This is a genomic window from Ruegeria spongiae (assembly GCF_023502395.1).
GTDB classification, from domain to species: Bacteria; Pseudomonadota; Alphaproteobacteria; order Rhodobacterales; family Rhodobacteraceae; genus Ruegeria_C; species Ruegeria_C spongiae.
The window spans coordinates 60223-77572 of sequence record NZ_JAMFMB010000009.1 but is presented as its reverse complement, the minus strand read 5'-3'; the positions used below and the strand labels follow the sequence as shown (position 1 = coordinate 77572).

18 protein-coding genes and 1 other RNA gene are annotated in these 17350 nt (G+C 62.5%); 7 read left to right on the top strand and 12 right to left on the bottom strand.

What is annotated here, in order from left to right; translation table 11 throughout:
• Positions 1-1917, bottom strand: coding sequence for an extracellular solute-binding protein (locus M3P21_RS09080; protein WP_249709078.1), 1917 nt, complete (start codon positions 1915-1917; stop codon positions 1-3).
• Between the two features lie 174 nt (positions 1918-2091).
• Positions 2092-2598, bottom strand: coding sequence for a c-type cytochrome (locus M3P21_RS09075; protein ID WP_249709069.1), 507 nt, complete (start codon positions 2596-2598; stop codon positions 2092-2094).
• A gap of 121 nt (positions 2599-2719) precedes the next feature.
• Here M3P21_RS09075 and M3P21_RS09070 point away from each other — a divergent pair, with 121 nt between their 5' ends.
• Positions 2720-3553, top strand: coding sequence for a prephenate dehydratase (locus M3P21_RS09070; protein ID WP_249709062.1), 834 nt, complete (start codon positions 2720-2722; stop codon positions 3551-3553).
• A gap of 8 nt (positions 3554-3561) precedes the next feature.
• Here the strand turns inward: M3P21_RS09070 and M3P21_RS09065 are convergent, their stop codons facing one another.
• Both M3P21_RS09065 and nudC read right to left on the bottom strand, forming a co-directional pair.
• Positions 3562-4029 (bottom strand): SRPBCC family protein, encoded by a 468-nt coding sequence (locus M3P21_RS09065; RefSeq protein WP_249709061.1) that lies wholly within the window; start codon positions 4027-4029, stop codon positions 3562-3564.
• A gap of 39 nt (positions 4030-4068) precedes the next feature.
• Positions 4069-5040 (bottom strand): NAD(+) diphosphatase, encoded by a 972-nt coding sequence (gene nudC, locus M3P21_RS09060; RefSeq protein ID WP_249709060.1) that lies wholly within the window; start codon positions 5038-5040, stop codon positions 4069-4071.
• 149 nt (positions 5041-5189) lie between these two features.
• Between nudC and ffs the strand changes: the two genes are divergently transcribed.
• The 4 genes from ffs (at position 5190) to M3P21_RS09040 (ending at position 7762) form a co-directional block, all read left to right on the top strand.
• Positions 5190-5288: signal recognition particle sRNA small type (gene ffs / locus M3P21_RS09055), an RNA gene on the top strand.
• Positions 5289-5417: 129 nt separating this feature from the next.
• A complete protein-coding gene (locus M3P21_RS09050; RefSeq protein WP_249709059.1) occupies positions 5418-6068 on the top strand; it encodes a histidine phosphatase family protein in 651 nt (216 codons plus the stop codon).
• 12 nt (positions 6069-6080) lie between these two features.
• The gene (locus tag M3P21_RS09045; protein ID WP_249709058.1) at positions 6081-6695 is read left to right on the top strand and encodes a glutathione S-transferase family protein; all 615 of its coding nucleotides are present in this window, start codon (positions 6081-6083) and stop codon (positions 6693-6695) included.
• A gap of 11 nt (positions 6696-6706) precedes the next feature.
• Positions 6707-7762 (top strand): saccharopine dehydrogenase, encoded by a 1056-nt coding sequence (locus tag M3P21_RS09040; protein WP_249709057.1) that lies wholly within the window; start codon positions 6707-6709, stop codon positions 7760-7762.
• Positions 7763-7777: 15 nt separating this feature from the next.
• Here M3P21_RS09040 and M3P21_RS09035 read toward each other — a convergent pair whose 3' ends face one another.
• The 6 genes from M3P21_RS09035 to M3P21_RS09010 all read right to left on the bottom strand — a co-directional run bounded on the left by M3P21_RS09035 (position 7778) and on the right by M3P21_RS09010 (position 12779).
• On the bottom strand, positions 7778-8095 hold the full coding sequence (locus M3P21_RS09035; RefSeq protein ID WP_249709056.1) for a DUF3775 domain-containing protein: 318 nt from the start codon (positions 8093-8095) through the stop codon (positions 7778-7780).
• 68 nt (positions 8096-8163) lie between these two features.
• Positions 8164-8895: an SDR family NAD(P)-dependent oxidoreductase gene (locus M3P21_RS09030; protein ID WP_249709055.1), complete on the bottom strand. Its 732-nt coding sequence runs from the start codon at positions 8893-8895 to the stop codon at positions 8164-8166.
• Positions 8892-9476 carry a DUF3833 domain-containing protein gene (locus M3P21_RS09025; protein WP_249709054.1) on the bottom strand — a complete coding sequence of 195 codons (585 nt, stop codon included), beginning with the start codon at positions 9474-9476 and terminating at the stop codon, positions 8892-8894. Before M3P21_RS09025 ends, M3P21_RS09030 begins: the two co-directional genes overlap by 4 nt.
• Positions 9477-9478: 2 nt before the next feature.
• Complete coding sequence (locus M3P21_RS09020) at positions 9479-10720, bottom strand: MFS transporter (protein WP_249709053.1); 1242 nt, start codon at positions 10718-10720, stop codon at positions 9479-9481.
• Positions 10721-10722: 2 nt separating this feature from the next.
• Entirely contained in the window at positions 10723-11484 is a 762-nt protein-coding gene (locus M3P21_RS09015) for a DUF1365 domain-containing protein (protein WP_249709052.1), read from the bottom strand.
• Positions 11481-12779 (bottom strand): NAD(P)/FAD-dependent oxidoreductase, encoded by a 1299-nt coding sequence (locus M3P21_RS09010; protein WP_249709051.1) that lies wholly within the window; start codon positions 12777-12779, stop codon positions 11481-11483. The genes M3P21_RS09015 and M3P21_RS09010 overlap by 4 nt, the downstream gene beginning before the upstream one ends.
• A 128-nt stretch (positions 12780-12907) precedes the next feature.
• Here M3P21_RS09010 and M3P21_RS09005 point away from each other — a divergent pair, with 128 nt between their 5' ends.
• Positions 12908-13567 carry a sigma-70 family RNA polymerase sigma factor gene (locus M3P21_RS09005; protein WP_249709050.1) on the top strand — a complete coding sequence of 220 codons (660 nt, stop codon included), beginning with the start codon at positions 12908-12910 and terminating at the stop codon, positions 13565-13567.
• A gap of 6 nt (positions 13568-13573) precedes the next feature.
• Positions 13574-14224 carry a ChrR family anti-sigma-E factor gene (locus M3P21_RS09000; RefSeq protein ID WP_249709049.1) on the top strand — a complete coding sequence of 217 codons (651 nt, stop codon included), beginning with the start codon at positions 13574-13576 and terminating at the stop codon, positions 14222-14224.
• Positions 14225-14254: 30 nt separating this feature from the next.
• On the opposite strand, the gene M3P21_RS08995 is transcribed toward M3P21_RS09000, so the two are convergent.
• Both M3P21_RS08995 and mutL read right to left on the bottom strand, forming a co-directional pair.
• On the bottom strand, positions 14255-15493 hold the full coding sequence (locus M3P21_RS08995) for a DNA recombination protein RmuC (protein WP_249709048.1): 1239 nt from the start codon (positions 15491-15493) through the stop codon (positions 14255-14257).
• Complete coding sequence (gene mutL / locus M3P21_RS08990; protein WP_249709047.1) at positions 15490-17349, bottom strand: DNA mismatch repair endonuclease MutL; 1860 nt, start codon at positions 17347-17349, stop codon at positions 15490-15492. The genes M3P21_RS08995 and mutL overlap by 4 nt, the downstream gene beginning before the upstream one ends.
• Position 17350 lies beyond the last annotated feature (1 nt).

Here is a 17350-nt window from a genome sequence, read left to right as displayed (position 1 = left end):
TTATCGTAGCGCGCCTTCCGACTTCAGTTTCTCGGCCTTTTCCTGATTGACCCACCACAGGTCCAGATGGCCCAGCGAGAAGGGCGGCAACGCCTCGGGGTATTCATACATGTTGTAGTAAGCCACCCAATAGTTCGCCACATAGCCGTCGGGGATCACAAAGAACTCATAGCGCAGCGACCGATCCAGCGCCATCAGGGCGGCGTCCTGCTGGTCTTGATCGGTGGTGTCGAAAGAAGCTTCGATGATCGCATCCACCAGCGGGCTTGCCAGCCCGGCCGGGTTGAACAGGCTGAACTCGGCCTCTTTCGAACCATACATCTGGCTCAGCCCGCCACCCGTAGACAGGAACGCACCGTAGCGGTTCGAATAGACCATGTCATAGTCGCGCTCGCGGCTGCGCAGCGTGTATTGCGCCGGGTCGATCTTGTCGGCCTTGGCATCCACGCCCAGCGCCTGCAGGTTCTGCACATAGGTTTCGATCATCGTCGTGATCGAGGTCGGAAGACTGGAGGGATAGGGGATTTCGACCTTCAGTGTTTGCCCGTCAGCATTGCGGCGCAAGTTGCCTGCGCCCACGTCCCATCCTGCCTCATCCAGCATCCTCGACGCTTCGCGCAGGTTGCGCCGGTCGTTCAGCCGGGCGGGACGGGATTCGTGCTGGACTAGGGCGGGTTCGGAAAACAGCCCCTCGGGCACGACGTCACCCAGCGACTTGAGAAAGTCCAGTTCGGCCCCTTCGGGCGCGCCGGTCGCTTCCAGGTGAGTACCCTGCACAAACGAATTGCGTGGTGAGTTCAGACCAAACATCAGCGATTCATTGGCCCATTCAAAGTTGAATGCCAGCGCCAAGGCTTCGCGCACCGACTTGTCGGCGAATTGCGGCTTGCCCAGATTGAACACAAACCCCGAGGGCGTGGGCGGGCTGCGATCAGGGATCTCGTCCTTCACCACCTGACCGTTCTGAACCTTGGGAAAGTCATAGCTGGTCGCCCAGATTTTGGGGTCGCTTTCGATCCGGTAGGTATAGACCCCGGCCTTGAACGCTTCGAACGCCGCCGTCTGATCGGCGAAATATTCAACCCGGATCGTGTCGAAATTGTTGCGCCCCACATTGAAGGGCAGGTCCTTGCCCCAGTAGTCATCCCGGCGCTTGTAAACGATGCGGCGGTTGATGTCATAGCTGTCCAGCTTGTAGGGGCCGGAGCCAACGGCCACTTCCAATCGCGGCTCATCCAGACGGCGCGTCTCGTCGGCCTCGAACCACGCCTTCGAGAACACGGTGGTCGAACCAACAGTCTCGATCAGGCTGCGACGGCTGACCTCGGGGTGAAAGGTGAATTTAACCGTATGATCGTCCAATGCCTCGGCCCCGGTCACCATATGCCCCACGGCCTGAGCGTAAGACGGCAGGCCCTGAGTGATAAAGAGCTTGTGGCTGTAGACCACGTCATGGGCCGTCACCGGCGTACCGTCCCAGAAGGTCGCCTCGGGCCGCATGTGAAAGATCACGTAATTGCGGTCCTTGTCATATTCGAGGCTCTTGGCCAGCACGCCGTAATATTGCCCGACCGTGTCGCTGCTGCTTTCGATCAGACTGTCGTACTGGATCGATGTCAGCGCCCCGGCGCGGCCTTTGCGCGAATAGGGGTTGAGCGAATCAAAGGTGCCCGACGCGGCAAGCGACATCTCGCCGCCTTTCGGGGCCTCGGGGTTCACGTAGTTCAGATGCGGATAATCCTCGGGGTAGTCCAGATTGCCGAAATAGGAATAGCCGTGGCTGCGCACGACCTCGTCATTGGCCCGCAGCAACGTTGCGCCACCCAGAAATAGCGCGACCGACAGGCCAAGAACACCAACGAACCTTAACCTCGCGTCCAGAACGCCCTCACGGGCTGCTGCTTTGGTGGGTTTCATCGGCTCATCCTCTCGGGTCTGGTTGGCGTTAAGGGCCAATCTTGCTTGTGCTAGAAAATGGTCCAGCGATTCAAGTTGCAAGTTTAGAACATGTGAACGCGCCGTGAAGAAGCGTTAATGGAAGAAAAAAGGCCGCTGCATCGGCAGCGGCCCCAAAAACCCATGCGCTTCGGCTCAGTTGTCGAGACTGTCCAGATAAGCGATCAGATTGACACGGTCCTTTTGCTTCTTGAGGCCCGCGAAGGCCATCGAGGTCCCCGAAACAACGCCCTTGGGGTTGGTCAGGAACGCGTCCAACTCTTCCGGGGTCCAGTCGCCGCCCTTGCCCTGCATAGCTGAGGAGTATCCAAACCCGGCTGCCGATGCGACCGGGCGACCCACGACGCCATAAAGATATGGACCGGTGCCATTGGCGCCGTCTTCCAGCTTGTGGCAGGCTTGGCATTTCTTGAACACGCTCGCGCCCTTGTCCACTTCTGCCGCCATCATCAGCTCGTCGAAATTGACCTCTTCGGCCTCGCTGACGGTGTCATTGCCTTCCAGTGGCTCAACAATATAGGCGGCCTCGCCATGACCATCCACATGGTAGATTTCTTCTGCTGCCCATTTCCCCAGAAGAAACACCAGAAAGGCGCCAAAGAGGCCGGCCGCGGCCTTGGTAACTGTCATCGTGTCGAACATTGATCGCGAGTCCATTTCAGCTGTCTGCGCTGGTGTCTAAGGCTTCCCCTCGCAAGAGGCAAGGTATAGACAGCGCGACCAAACGCCCAATTCGCGGGCTTGTTGCATGGAAGCCTATCAAATGACCAATCGCATCGCATTCCAGGGAGAACCCGGCGCCTATAGCCACGAGGCCTGCCGCGACGCGCGGCCCGGGATGGAGCCGCTGCCCTGCCGCACCTTCGAGGACGTGATCGAAGCCGTGCGCGGTGGCGCGGCCGATCTGGCCATGCTGCCGGTCGAAAACACCACCTACGGGCGCGTGGCCGATATCCACCGGCTGCTGCCCCATAGCGGGTTGCATATCATCGACGAGGCCTTTGTGCGCGTCCATATCAACCTGCTGGCGGTGCCCGGCACGACTCTGGACGCGGTGCGCGAGGCGCATTCCCATCTGGTCCTGCTGCCGCAATGCGCGGGCTTTCTGCGCAAGCACAACATCACCGGCCGCGTCAGCCCCGACAATGCCCGCGCCGCCCGCGAAATCGCCGAGCGCGGCGATCCGGCAGCCGCAGCGCTGGCCAGCGAGTTGGCGGGCGAAATCTATGGGCTGGATGTTCTTGCCCGCCACATCGAGGATCAGGGCAACAACACCACGCGATTCCTGATCATGTCGCGCGAAGCGGACATGACACGCCGGGGCGATCACGGCATGATCACTTCATTCGTGTTTCAGGTCCGCAACATCCCCGCCGCTCTTTACAAGGCGATGGGCGGCTTCGCGACCAACGGCGTCAACATGACCAAGCTGGAAAGCTACATGGTTGACGGGTCCTTCACCGCGACCCAGTTCTACGCCGATATCGAGGGCCACCCCGATGACCCGAATGTGCAACTGGCGCTGGACGAGCTGGCCTATTTCACCGCCGAGCTTGAGATTCTGGGCGTCTACCCCGCCACCCGCCAGCGCACCTGACCGGCGCGTCACCGCACTGCGGTCTGCCGGTTCTCCATGTCCCGGGCAAATTCGCCCAGCCGTTTCTTGAACCGCCGGTTCAGATTGCGTTGGGCCAGTTTCAGCGACTGCACGAACAGCCGCGCGGGTAATGTATTGGGCCGCAGCTTGAGTTTAAGATGCAGACGGGTGCGGCGTGGCGACAGCGGCAGAAGCTCGACCAGCATGGTGCTTTCGATGCCCTTGGTCGACGAATCGACCTGCATCAGATGCGGCCTGTCATAGCGGCACAGCACCAGATGCAGGTTGCGCGGCTTGCCGCGCAACTGGAACGCCGCCTGCCATTCCAGCCCGCGCATCGCACGCGAGTGATCGTTCAGCCGCCGCACATCGATTCCACGCCGGATCGCATTGCGCTCGAAACTGTCAAACTCCGACAGCATATCGAACACGTCGCTGATGGGCGCTGCGATATCCTCGGTTCCTGAAATCTGCATGAAGGGTCCTGACGCGTTCCGGTTGCGCTGAGTGTTGCGTCAATCCAGCGTATCCGCAAGCCAGTTACGGATCAGGAAATGCGCGATTGAGCCTGGACGGGCGGGTTTGATGTCAGGTCTTTCCCCGGCAAAGACCTGCAGCATTTCGGATTTCGTCAGCCAGAACGCATCCTCAATCTCTGTCGGGTCGATCGAGATGTCGCGCGACAGCGCCTCGCCCGCGCAGCCGATCATCAGCGAGGCCGGAAACGGCCAGGGCTGGCTGGCCAGATAAGTCACCTGCCCGACCGGCACCCCGGCCTCTTCGGCCACTTCGCGGCGCACGGCGGCCTCCAGGGTTTCGCCCGGCTCCACAAAACCCGCAAGCAGCGAATACATCCCTTCGGGCCAACCCGGCGAGCGTCCCATGAGGACCGATTCGCCATGGGTGATCAGCATGATCACCACCGGATCGGTGCGCGGAAAGTGTTGCCCGCCACATGCCGGGCAGCTGCGCTGCCAACCGCCCTGCTCCATCTCGCTCTCCGTGCCACAGCGGGCGCAGAAGCGATGCGTCTCATGCCAGCTGAACAGCGCCCGTGCGGTGGCCGCCAGTTCCGCCTCGCGCGGGTTGAGTGCGGTCATCATCCGCCGCAATTCACAAAACACCTGACCTTCGGGCAGATCGGGGTGCTGCTGCTGGCTGGGGTCGTGGAAGGCGCCCACGGTTTCCATCTCTGCCGCGTCAGGTGTCCAGTCCGAGATGTCGCAGGCGAAATGCGGCGTTCCATCCTCGGCGGTGCCCAGAAAGATCGGCGGGGTAGACACCTTTGATATAAGGGAATGATCCGCGCTCACATGCGGCAGAGCCGGTGCTGCGTCGGGCTGCATCAGCACCTTGCCACGCCAGAACAGATGGTAGCGTGCCGCCTCATGCCGCGCCAGATCCGCCAGCGCCGCAGGGTCCGCGCGCTGATGCGCGGAACGATTGAGGCCAGAGCCACCAAAGGTCACCTGTTCGGCATGTTTCATGATCTGCATTCCCGGTCGAGACGTGCCGACAGGGCTGCCACTTCTGCCCGCCAAGAGCAATGGCGTTCGTGGCGGCATCCCAAAAATCCCGCCATTGCGGGTCCGAGACTCATCTTGCCAACCCTGCGCAACGTGCCTATATCGACGCTTGAGAGGTTGGCGCGGGCGAGCGCCTCGCCAACCTGGTCAGGTCCGGAAGGAAGCAGCCACAACGAGCCCCGCTTGGGTCGATGTCCAACCTCTCACTTATCCCCTCTCTGCCGAACCAATCCCGCACAGGGCCCTCTTTGTCCGGGACAGGATATGCGGGATGCAGATCACGTATGGCGCAAATCGCCCCGCTGGCCTAAGACAAGGCCAACCGGAGAGCAGCACCCATGTCCTACATTACCCTTGTCCGCCACGGACAGGCCAATACCGAAGCCCGCGACGAGGCAAGCTATGACAAGCTGAGCCCTTTGGGTCATCAGCAGGCAAGCTGGCTGGGTGCGCATCTGCGTGGCACCGGCACGCACCATCCGCGCGCCTATTGCGGCACGCTGACCCGCCATATCGAAACCGCTGCCGGCATGGGGCTTGTGAACCCCATCCAGGACGCCCGCCTGAACGAGATCGAGTATTTTGCCCTCGCCCAGCTTTTGCAGGACCAGAAGGGCGTTCGAATCCCGGAGGATCGCGAAGGCTTTGTTGAACATCTGCCGCGCACCTTTGCCGCCTGGGAAGCGGGCGAGATCGACAACCCGCCCGAAAGCTTTGACCAGTTCACCACCCGCGTCGGCGATGTTCTCAGCGAGATCGGCGCGGGGAACGGCCCGGCCATCGTCGTGACCTCGGGCGGTCTGATCTCGATGGTGATGCGGCAGGTGCTGGGTCTGGACACGCGGTCCATGGCGCGGGTGGCCCTTGCCATCATGAATACCTCGCTTCATCGTCTGCATCCGATAGGGGCCGAGCTGAGCCCGGTCCTGTTCAACGCGGTCCCGCATCTGGAAGCGCCCGACCGCCAATATGCGCAGACCCACCTCTGAGGAGACGCCCTGATGCAGCTTTATTATGCCCCCCGAACCATCTCGGTCGCCGTTGCCATCGCGCTGGAAGAGGCCGGGCTGCCCTATGAAGCCATCAAGCTGGATTTCACGACCGGCGAGCAAACCAAAGCCGCCTATCGCCAGATCAACCCAAAGGGCCGGGTCCCGGCACTGGCGGTTGAGGGCGGTATTCTGACCGAAACCGGCGCGTTGCTGGATTATGTCGCCGCGCTGGCTCCGCAGGCCGGGCTGGTACCCGACGACCCGGTGCTGGCTGCCCGGATGCGTGAGGTGATGTATTACCTGGCCTCGACCATGCATGTGAACCACGCCCACCGGTTGCGTGGCCATCGCTGGGCCGATCTCGAAAGCAGTTGGACGGACATGAAGGCCAAAGTGCCTCAAACCATGAATGACTGCTGCGCCTATATCGAGGCCAACGGACTGCGCGGGCCTTTTGTGCTGGGCGAGCGCCTCAGCCTTGCCGATTGCTACCTCTACGTGGTGTGCAGCTGGCTGGAGGGTGATGGCGTTGACCCCTCCGCCTATCCGAAGATCATTGCGTTTCGCGATGCCATGGCCGCGCGTCCTTCTGTCAGGGCGGTGACGCAGGCAGGAATGCTGTAGGAGGGGCTGTCATGACACATCTCTGGGTTCGCGCCGAACAGCGCGCAAACGAGGAACGCGCAGGCCTGACCCCGGAAGGTGCCGCGGCGCTGATCGCCGCGGGGATCGCGGTCACGGTCGAAGCAAGCCCCACACGCGCGATTCCCATTGATGGCTATCGGAACGCGGGCTGCACCATCGCCGAAGCCCATAGCTGGCCACAGGCACCCCAAGACGCGATCATCTTCGGCCTCAAGGAACTGCCCGAGGATGGCAGACCCCTGGCCCACCGCCACATCATGTTCGGCCATGCCTTCAAGGGCCAAGGCGCGGGCCGCGCCCTGCTGCAACGCTTCAAGGCAGGCGGCGGCACGCTCTATGATCTGGAATACCTGGTGGACGAGGACGGACGCCGCGTTGCTGCCTTTGGCTACTGGGCGGGCTATGCCGGGGCCGCAGTGACGCTCAAGGCCTGGTCGGCGCAGCAACACGGTGCAATCTGCGGACCGGTCGGCACCTATCACAGCAAGGAGGCCCTGAGCACCGCTCTGTCATCCGAATTGGACGCCACGGGAACACCCCGCCCCTCGGCCATTGTGATCGGCGCGCTTGGCCGGGTCGGCAGCGGAGCCGCCGATCTGTGCGAGGCGATGGGCGTGCAGGTCACCCGCTGGGATATGGCGGAAACCGCCGATGGCGGGCCGTTTCCCGAAATCCTCGACCATGATCTGTTCCTGAACTGCATCTTCGCCCGGCCCGGCACACCGGTCTTTGTGCCGCACACCGCGCTGGAGGCCCCACGCCGCCTGAGCGCCATCGGTGACATCGCCTGCGACCCCGATAGCGACTATAATCCGGTACCGATCTATGACCGCGCCACCAGTTGGGCCCAGCCGGTGCTGCGGGTTGCATCCGATCCGGTATTGGATGTGATGGCGATCGACAACCTGCCCTCGATGCTGCCGGTTGAAAGCTCGCAGGATTACGCCGCGCAGTTGCTGCCGTCGCTGCTGACGCTTGACGATATCAACAAGGGTGTCTGGGGGCGAGCGGAACAGACGTTCCGGCAGCATCTGGGGACACAGTAGCGCACCCGCGACCCGTCACATCAGATCATTTTCCACGTCTTCAGCAGAAATGCCCAGCGCGTCCAGCCCGTTTTCCAGGTGGTCCGACAGATGCGGCGTGCCAATCAGATAGTCGGCGCAGGGGGTCGAGGCCTCGGCCCGCGCGGTGCGGATCGCTTCACCCAGTTCCTGAACGTCGAAACTGTCGCGCCCGATCCACATGATCGCCACCAACTCGGCTTGTTCATCTTCGCCCATCCGGTCGATGAAGGCCCGCATCTCACCTTCGGCGCGTCCCAACTCGCGCGCCATCATCGCCACCTGCGCCACTTTACGCGCTGAAATTTCCAACATCTGCACCGCTCTCCTGTCCGCGTGTTCTGATCGATTCCAATCAGGCACGAGCCTCGCGGTCTTTGATCTTACGCAAATAGCCGGAAATAGAGCCAGTCGGGCAGCAATTGCCCCAACCGGAACAGCCAGGCGAAGGGAACCGGAAAGGCACGCTGGAAATGATCACTGTTCATATGATCGAACATGATCTGGGCGGCGCGCTCGGGCTCCATGATCGCGGGCATGGTGAAATCGTTCTTTTCGGTCAGACGGGTGCGGATGAAACCGGGATTGGCCAGTTGCACATCAATACCCGTCCCGCGCAGATCGGCATAAAGCCCCTCGGCCAGCACCATGGTTCCGGCCTTGGAGGCGGCATAGCCCACCGCCCCCGGCAGGCCACGATAGCCCGAGAGCGAGCCGGTCACCACGATATGGCCCGCATCCCGCGCCACCATCTGCGGCACGGTCACGCCCAGCACTCGCATCAACCCGGTGAAGTTGATATCCGCCATCGCATTGGCCTGAAGATAGTCCCAATTCTGCGCCGCCATCGGCCAATAAACACCAGCCAGAAACACCATGCCGTCGATCTCACCGACCTGCTCTGCCGCTGCTTTCACGCTGGCGTCATCCGAGACATCCACCGGCACAACCTCGGTCGGACCCGGCAGGTCCACCGCCAGCGCCTCGAGCCGGTCGGTTGAGCGCGCCGACAGGATCAGATGCGCGCCGCTGCGGCTCATGATCCCGGCCAGTGCCGCACCCAACCCTTCGCTGGCACCCACCAGCCAATAGCGCTTTCCGGCCCAGTCCCTCACGCGGCGTCACGCTTTTCTAACTGGGCCTCAAGAGGGCGCATCGTGGCGACCAGTTCGGCCACCTGAATGCCGAATTTGCGGAATTGCGAGCGGTTCACGATGGTGCCATTGGGGGCCAGATACATCCAGTCCACCACGTCCAGCACATGCGACCCGGCGCTTTCCGGCAGTTGGATGCGATAGCGCAACTGCACGGCCGATCCGCTCTGTCGGCCCTCGCCCACACCGATCACATCCGGTGCGGTGGCGCGAATCCGGCCCTCGCCGTCCAGTTCCAACGCCCATTCCCGGTCCTGCGTGTTGCCGCTGTCATAGCGGAAATGTTCCCGCATCACGCCGCGATTGCCCTGCCAGCTTGTATCAAAATCTCCGACAAAGCGCGAGGTCACGCGACCCGTCGGCCCATAGATCACGCCTTCGCATTGAATGGGACCGTTGAGATGTCGGCGCAGGTCGAAATCGGGACCTTGCGAGACATAATCATCGGGGCTTTGCGACAGGAAGGACATGAATCGTCGTTTCGCAAACCCGAGCGCCAGCACTAGCGCGCCGCCCAGCAGGATAAAGAGGATCGCCTCCATGGTCAGTTTCCTTTCAGATCGGTGGCCGCCAGCAAAGCCAGCGCGGCCAGTTTGAGGACGCAGGGCAGCCCGGCATAAAACAGCGACAACAGGCGCAGCGCCTGATCACTGTTGTCCACGCCCGTGCGGAACCCGGCATATTCGAGCGCCGGCAGCAACGCGACAGCAGCGATGGCCAGCGAGAATTTCGACACTAAGGCCCACAAACCGAACCCTTCGGCGGCGGTGGGCGAGATTTTTGCCATTCGCGTGGCAAAAAGCGCGGGCAACAGCGTCAGATCCGCACCCAGCGCCGCGCCCGAAAACACGCAGATCACCGCAAAAGCGGCCACATCTCCGGTCCCCAGCGTGATCGCGAAACCGAAAGACAGGATCGACAGGCACATCCCCGCGATCAGCGCATGTTTCGCACCCCAGACCTCGGCTGCCTTGCCCCAGATCGGCGCGGCGCAGGCGGCACAGAGGAAGAAGAGAAGCAGCAGCGGGCCTTCGGCACCCGGCGCGGCCAGACGGCTTTCGACAAAGAACAGAAACAGCGTCGAAGAGACCGCCACCGGGGCCGCGTTCAAAAACGCAATCACCAGCAAGCGGCGCGCAATCCGGTCGCGCAGCACTGGCGCGAAACCCGAGGATTGTTGCAACGTTCCAGCGACCCATTCGGTCCGCATCGCCCATCCGGCGATACAGGCAAGCAAGGCAAAGCCCAGCGCAAACCCGGCAAAGGGTTGATCGGTCACAGCGGCCAGCCCAAATGGCGCGATGGCGGCAACGCAAACACCCAGCAGCGCCCCGGTCTCGCGCCAGCGCGCCAGCCGGATATGCCCCATCCCGTCCATATGGTCTGCCTTGCTGACGCCCTGGGCGTAGAAACAGATGGTCAAAAAGCTGAAGGTGGAAAACACGATCGTCAGCATCAACGCGAACCACAAAAGCGGCGCCACCGGCGGGGTGATCGCAAAAAGTCCCACCATCGCGCCCGCCAGCGCGGTGACCGCCACAGCAGCAGCCATCTGACGACGGTGTCGCAGCCGTTCCGCCAGCCAGCCCAATGCCGGATCCTGCACCACATCCAGCATGCGCAACCCGAACAGGACCGCACCCAGAGCCGTCAGGCTCACGCCGTAGCTGTCGACAAAAAACTTCGGCGCATGGATATAGAGCGGCAGCCCCGCCGCCGAAAGCATCGCCGCAAAGAGCGCATAGGCCCCAAGCCGTTCCGACATCCGGATATCCGCGCGCGCCATTCTCATCCCCGGCTCACATTCGGCTGATGCTGCTCCGGCTCGCGCCGGAATGTCGCACGTTTGAGCCAAAGTTTGACCGCCTGCCAATGGATCAGCGCCATCACTCGCCGCGCCCCGAACGGGCGGCGCAGGGCCGACCATAGGATCGCCCGGTTGGTCAATGGCTGGCACCGACCTGTCAGCGTGGCGATCAACCCGCCCTTTTTGCGGCCATAATCGATCCAGATGCCGATGCGCGCGTCGCTGATGTCGAACCGGAACGTGTAGCTGCCTTCGCGGGGCTGAAACGGCGAGACATGCAGCAGCTTGGTTGCGGTCAGCCGGTCGCTTGGGTCGATCGGCGACAGGTCAGGCTTGTGGCAGAGATAGCTGTGGCGTGTGCCAAACGTGTTGGTCACCTCGGCCACCACCACGGTCAGATCATCCGCGTCGTCATAACAGAGCCAGAAACTGACCGGGTTGAACACATAGCCCAGCACGCGCGGCTGCGTCAGCAGGGCGATGCGCTTGGGTTGTGGCAGTTGGTATTGCTCGAACACGCGGCGTAACCATCTGGCCCCCTCGCCCCGCTTCGGCACACCCCCGTGGTCGCGTGTGCGAAAGCCCATCAGGCTCGGGCGCTTGCGTGAGAATAGCAAGGGTTCTGGCTGATCCCTCTCAGGGTCCAGCAGGATGTAATCCAGCGAGTACCGGAACCCGTTCTGGACTGCACCCTTGCGCCCGTGAAAGCTATGGGCCGGGATATGTTGCACGGCCCCGGTCATTCCGCCGCCATGGGCGTCAGCGCGACACGGTTGATGCCTTCGACAACGCTGACCGCGCTGGCCAGACCGTCCTCATGGAACCCGTTGCGCATCCAGGCACCGCAGAACCAGGTGGCTGCCGTCCCGTTGAACCCGGCGATCTTCTCCTGCGCCGCCAAAGCTGCGGCATCAAAGACCGGATGGCGGAATGTGGCCTCTTCGTAGATCAGCTCTTCGCGGATGCGGCGGCGCGAATTCAGCGTCACAAAAAGCGGGTCGTGTTCGGGGATCGGCTGCAGCGCGTTCATCCAGTAGGTGAGGTCGATCCGGTCGGATTGCGGCTGCGCATCCTCGGTATGGTTCCAGCTGGCCCAGCATTTCCGCCTGCGCGGCATCAGCGACGTGTCAGCATGCAGCACCGCATGGTTGGGTTGATAACGGATCGCGGACAAGGCCGCCTGTTCGCTTGGTGTCGCATCCGAAAGCAGCGCCAGCGTGTCATCGGAATGGGTGGCAAAGACCACTTCGTCATACAGCTCCCACTCGGCTCCGCTTGTCTTGACCAGCGGCCCCAGCGAGGTGCGTCGCACCCCGTCGATAGGTGCGCCCAGACGCAGCGACACACCTTTGCGCTGCATCGCAAGCTGCAGACGTCGCACATATTCGACCGAGCCCCCGCGTACCGTGTACCATTGATGCTGCCCGTCATAGTTCAGCAGTGCGTGGTTCTCGAAGAACCGGATCATCGCCCAGGCCGGGAAATCGAGAATCTTGTCCTTCGGCGTCGACCAGATCGCGCCCGAGAACGGCTCAAGATAGTATTTCCGGAACCAGCTCCCGGTGCCCAGGCGCTGCAACAGTTCGCCCACGGTAATGTCACGATCCTGCGCGTAGGCTGCGGCATTGGCATTGAAACGAAACAGATCACGCACCATCCGCAGAAATCCGGGCCGCGCCATGTTGCGCCGCTGCGCAAACATCGCATCCGCGCCATGCAGGGCATATTCCACCGCCCCGCCCCGCGCCGAGACAGCAAAGCTCATGTTGCTTTCGGCAACCGGCACATCCAGCTTGTCGAACAGGCCAATCAGACGCGGATAGGTGGCGCGGTTGAACACGATAAAGCCGGTATCAACCGGCTGATCCCCGTGTTTCCCTGCAATGACCGTCCGGGCATGGCCGCCCAGCCGTCCCTCGGCCTCATACAGCGTGACATTATGGGTGTCGGCCAGCAGGTTGGCCGCGCCCATCCCCGAGATCCCGCCGCCGATGACGGCGATCTTTCGGGGCGCGCCCGCAGAGTGTTCAAATGGCATATTGCGTGTTTCTCCGACACTATTCCGTTCCTGACATGCATTACGGTTGAGCAACGGCTTCGGATGAAAAGAATATCTTTTTTATCGACCCATGTGATCCGGCTTGGGGTGATGCACGTAAGCTGTATATGTTCGCCGAAGTGGAACCCGTTGAAACCTGTGGCGCGGCTGAGGCCGTCCATCAGATCATGCGGAAAAGGAAAACCAGTGTCCGCAAGGGAAAAACAGCGGTGAACAGGGAAGACGATGGTTGCAAACCACAAGGGGAGTGGGTGGCACATGTTCTGCGCATACGCAGCGCGCAGGATAAGCCCGCCTTTGCTGAGCTGTTTCGGCACTTCGCCCCAAGGGTAAAGGCATTTCTCATCAAGTCCGGCTCAACCCCGAGCCAGGCCGAGGAATGCACCCAGGAGGTGATGGCCACCCTGTGGCACAAGGCGCATCTGTTCGATCCGTCCCGCGCATCGGTGGCCACCTGGGTCTATACTATCGCGCGGAACCGCCGGATCGACCTTTTGCGCAAGGAACGCCGGCCCGAGCCCGAGGAGCTGACCTGGGGCCCCGAGGCCGAGCCGGATCAGGTCGATATCGTCGCCCTGCAACAGGAAACCGCGCATCTGCGCAAGGCACTGAAAGCCTTGCCGCAGGCGCAACGGGACTTGATCGAAAAGGCATATTTCGGTGATCTCAGTCATCGCGAAATAGCCGCCCGGACCGGGCTGCCGCTTGGCACGATCAAGTCGCGCATTAGATTGGCGCTGGATAGGCTGCGCCACGCGATGAAGTGAATTAAGATGAGCAACGAGATCAAACATCATCTGACCGACGAGCTGCTGATGGGCTATTCCGCAGGCACATTGCCAGAGGCCTTCAACCTCATGGTCGCCACCCACCTGTCGCTCTGCGACGCCTGCCGCGCGCAGGCCGAAAGCTATGACACGCTGGGAGGCTGCATGTTGCAGGACGTATCCGAAACGGTGGACATGGCTGACGACGCGCTTGACGCGACGCTGGCGCTGATTGCCGGTGGCGTGGCTGCTGACGCGCCAACGCGCCCCTCGTGCGACGTGCTGCCTGCGCCACTGCGCGATTATGTCGGTGGTAGTGTTTCTGACATCAAATGGAAGCCCGTGGGGATGGGCGTGAAACAGGCGATCCTGCCGACCTCCGCCGCCGCCTCTGCGCGTTTGCTGTTCATCCCCGCCGGGGCCGCCGTACCCGATCACGGCCACAAGGGCATGGAACTGACCATGGTGCTGCAGGGCGCGTTCTCCGACGCTATCGACCGGTTCGCCCGTGGCGATGTGGAAATCGCGGACGAAGATCTCGAGCATATGCCGGTCGCCGATATCTCGGCCGATTGCATTTGCCTTGCGGTCACCGACGCGCCGCTGAAGTTCAACAGCCTGATCCCGCGGCTGCTGCAACCCTTCCTGCGCATCTGAGGCACCTCACGGCGCCCTGCCTGCTGGCCGTTATGCCTCGGGCTTGCTCAAAGGCACAACATTTGAGGCATCGTCGGGCGCCAGTTCCTCGAAATCGAAATTGTCCAGGCGCTGCGCCCTGCGACCCGCTTTCTCGGCACTGATCTTGATTTCCGAAATATCCTTGGCCGCCTGACCGAAATGGCGGTCCAGATTGCCGACCCGGTCGCCCAGCCGGTCTACATCCTTGTGCAGCAGACCCAACTCCTTGCGGATCGCACCGGCCTGTTCGCGCATCCGCGCGTCCTTGAGGATGGCGCGCATCGTGTTCAGCGTCGCCATGCAGGTGGTGGGCGAGACGATCCAGACCCGTTTGTCGAAACCCTCGCGCACCACATCCGGGAAATTGGCGTGCAATTCGGCATAAACCGCCTCGGATGGCAGGAACATCAGTGCGCCATCGGCGGTTTCGCCGTCGAGGATGTATTTCTCGGAAATCGCCTTGATATGGGCCCGCAGCGTGGTCTTCATCATCCGCGCCGCTTCCTGCAATTGCGCCTGTGTCTCGGCCGCACGCAGCGCCTCATAGGCCTCCAGCGGGAATTTGCTGTCGATCACGATCGGGCCGGGCGGGTTCGGCAGGCGGATCAGACAATCGGCCCGCTTGCCGTTCGACAGTGTGTGCTGCAATGCATAGCTGTCGGCGGGCAACGCCTTGGACACGATATCGTTGAGTTGGATTTCCCCGAACGCCCCGCGCGTCTGTTTATTCGACAGGATGTCCTGCAGGCTCAGAACATCGCCCGACAGTTTGGTGATATTGTCCTGCGCCTTGTCTATAGTTGCCAGCCGTTCCTGCAATTGCGTGAGCGAGGTGGCGGTCTGCTTTGAGGACCCGTGCAGGGTTTCCTTCATCCGCTCCTGCATCTCGCTCAGCGCCCGTTGTGCCCGCATGGCGTTGTCTGCCAAGCGGTCATTCATCTGCTGCTGCACATCCGAGAGCCGCGCCTCGACCGTCTGGATCACCTGTACCTGCGCATTGGCCTGCGCGTCCGAGACATGGCTCAGCCCGCCGCGAAGCTGTTCCTGGCCCTGACCCAATTGCTGCACGTGCTGCCCCAGCACCGCCATCTGCTGCGACAGTGGGGCAGCCATCCGGGCCGAGCGGTTGGCGGCGCGCAGGGCGAGAGTCAGCATCAGCAGAACCAGCAAGGCCAGCGCAACCCCGCCTCCCGCAGCCAGCACAGCGGGATCGTTCAGAGCGTATTGAGAACCGTTGATTTCGATCATGTGCGTCCGAACAGCCGCTCGATATCGGCCAGTTTGAGTTCGACATAGGTGGGGCGGCCATGGTTGCACTGGCCGGAATGGGGCGTTGCCTCCATCTCGCGCAGCAGCGCGTTCATCTCTTCACCCCGCATCCGGCGACCCGACCGGATCGAGCCATGGCAGGCCACCCGGCTCAGGATCGACTCGATCTTTGCCTGCACCATCTGGCTTTCACCCTGATCGGCCAGCTCGTCGAGAATGTCACGCAGCATGGCCCCGGCATTGACCTCGCCCAGAATGGCCGGGGTCTCTCGCACTGCAACGGCGGATCCGCCAAAGGCCTCGATAGTCAGACCCATCGCCGCCAGTTGATCGGCCACCTCCAGCAAGCGGGCGCGGTCGCCGGCGCTCAGCTCGACGATTTCGGGGATCAGCAGGGCCTGCGCGACGATGCCGGTCTCGGCCATCTGGTGTTTCAGCTTTTCATAAACCAGCCGCTCATGCGCGGCGTGCTGATCGACGATCACGATGCCATCCTCGGTCTGGGCGATGATGTAATTCTCATGCACCTGACCACGCGCCGCGCCCAGCGGCAGATGCTCTGCCACCGGTTCATCCTGTTCCGGCACAGGAGAGGCAATTGGGGCGGGTTCAGCAATCTGACCGCTAAAGGCGGATGAGAGATCGGCAAAACCCGGCGCCTGCGCCTCATGCGCCGCACGGCGCGCCGACAGAGAGGGACGATCCATCTGATAGACCCGCGCGGGGCCCGCTGCCTCGGGCCGCATCGCCCCCAATGTCGCGCCGGCCACCGTGGTCGAGGCACGATGCCCGGCCTCGGCCAGGCCCGCGCGCAGGGCCGAGACGATCAACCCGCGCGCAATGCCTGGATCGCGAAACCGCACCTCGGATTTGGCGGGATGCACGTTCACGTCAACAAGCGTCGGATCGCAATCGATGAACAGCGCTGCCGCCGGGTGCCGGTCGCGGCTGAGAAAGTCGAAATAGGCCGCCCGCAGCGCGCCGGTCAGCATCTTGTCGCGCACCGGGCGGCCGTTCACGAACAGGTACTGCGCCACCGCCGCGCCGCGCGAATAGGTCGGCAGGGCGGCATAGCCGAACAGCCGGATACCGTCGCGGGTGGCGTCGATCTTCAGCGCGTTCTCGGCAAATTCACGGCCCAGGATACGGGCCAGCCGTGCATGCAAGGCATCAAACAGATCGCCATTCTCGCTATCCGCGCGGAAGGTGATCCGCCCTTCGCCGCCGCCCGAGACATCGCGCAGGGTGAACCCGACGCCGGGCTCGGCCATGGCCAGCCGTTTGACCGTGTCACTGATCGCCTGCATCTCGGCCCGATCCGAGCGCATGAATTTCAGCCGTGCAGGGGTGGCAAAGAACAGGTCCCGCAGCTCGGCCACGGTGCCGCTGCGCAGGGCGGCGGGTTTTACCGGATCGGTGCGCCCGCCGGTCACGGCGATCTCCGCCGCTTCATGTCCGGCAGCGCGGCTGGTCAGCGACAGGCGACCCACAGCGCCGAGCGAAGGCAGCGCCTCACCGCGGAACCCAAACGTATGGATGTTCAGCAGATCGCTGCCATCGATCTTCGAGGTGGCGTGCCGCAACAGCGCCAGAGCAAGATCACCCGGCGCGATACCGCAACCGTCATCGGTAACCCGGATCAGGGTCTTGCCACCATCGGCAATGTCGATCGCGATCCGATGCGCCCCGGCGTCGATGGCATTCTCGACCAGTTCCTTGACCGCCGAGGCGGGACGTTCGACCACCTCTCCGGCGGCGATACGATTGATTGCACCTTCATCCAACTGCCGGATGACGGGCTGTTCTTCGCTGATATTGGGGTTCGGGTGCGCCATA

Bases quoted from the DNA above. Each gene is read 5' to 3' on its own strand.
- M3P21_RS09065 (WP_249709061.1), bottom strand. From the start codon at position 4,029: ATGCAGATTTCAGGAACCGAGGATATCGCAGCGCCCATCAGCGACGTG.
- M3P21_RS09000 (WP_249709049.1), top strand. From the start codon at position 13,574: ATGAGCAACGAGATCAAACATCATCTGACCGACGAGCTGCTGATGGGC.
- M3P21_RS09045 (WP_249709058.1), top strand. From the start codon at position 6,081: ATGCAGCTTTATTATGCCCCCCGAACCATCTCGGTCGCCGTTGCCATC.
- mutL (WP_249709047.1), bottom strand. From the start codon at position 17,349: ATGGCGCACCCGAACCCCAATATCAGCGAAGAACAGCCCGTCATCCGG.
- nudC (WP_249709060.1), bottom strand. From the start codon at position 5,040: ATGAAACATGCCGAACAGGTGACCTTTGGTGGCTCTGGCCTCAATCGT.
- M3P21_RS09010 (WP_249709051.1), bottom strand. From the start codon at position 12,779: ATGCCATTTGAACACTCTGCGGGCGCGCCCCGAAAGATCGCCGTCATC.
- M3P21_RS09015 (WP_249709052.1), bottom strand. From the start codon at position 11,484: ATGACCGGGGCCGTGCAACATATCCCGGCCCATAGCTTTCACGGGCGC.
- M3P21_RS09080 (WP_249709078.1), bottom strand. From the start codon at position 1,917: ATGAAACCCACCAAAGCAGCAGCCCGTGAGGGCGTTCTGGACGCGAGG.
- M3P21_RS09025 (WP_249709054.1), bottom strand. From the start codon at position 9,476: ATGGAGGCGATCCTCTTTATCCTGCTGGGCGGCGCGCTAGTGCTGGCG.
- M3P21_RS09050 (WP_249709059.1), top strand. From the start codon at position 5,418: ATGTCCTACATTACCCTTGTCCGCCACGGACAGGCCAATACCGAAGCC.
- M3P21_RS09040 (WP_249709057.1), top strand. From the start codon at position 6,707: ATGACACATCTCTGGGTTCGCGCCGAACAGCGCGCAAACGAGGAACGC.
- M3P21_RS09020 (WP_249709053.1), bottom strand. From the start codon at position 10,720: ATGGCGCGCGCGGATATCCGGATGTCGGAACGGCTTGGGGCCTATGCG.
- M3P21_RS09035 (WP_249709056.1), bottom strand. From the start codon at position 8,095: ATGTTGGAAATTTCAGCGCGTAAAGTGGCGCAGGTGGCGATGATGGCG.
- M3P21_RS08995 (WP_249709048.1), bottom strand. From the start codon at position 15,493: ATGATCGAAATCAACGGTTCTCAATACGCTCTGAACGATCCCGCTGTG.
- M3P21_RS09070 (WP_249709062.1), top strand. From the start codon at position 2,720: ATGACCAATCGCATCGCATTCCAGGGAGAACCCGGCGCCTATAGCCAC.
- M3P21_RS09075 (WP_249709069.1), bottom strand. From the start codon at position 2,598: ATGTTCGACACGATGACAGTTACCAAGGCCGCGGCCGGCCTCTTTGGC.
- M3P21_RS09005 (WP_249709050.1), top strand. From the start codon at position 12,908: ATGTTCGCCGAAGTGGAACCCGTTGAAACCTGTGGCGCGGCTGAGGCC.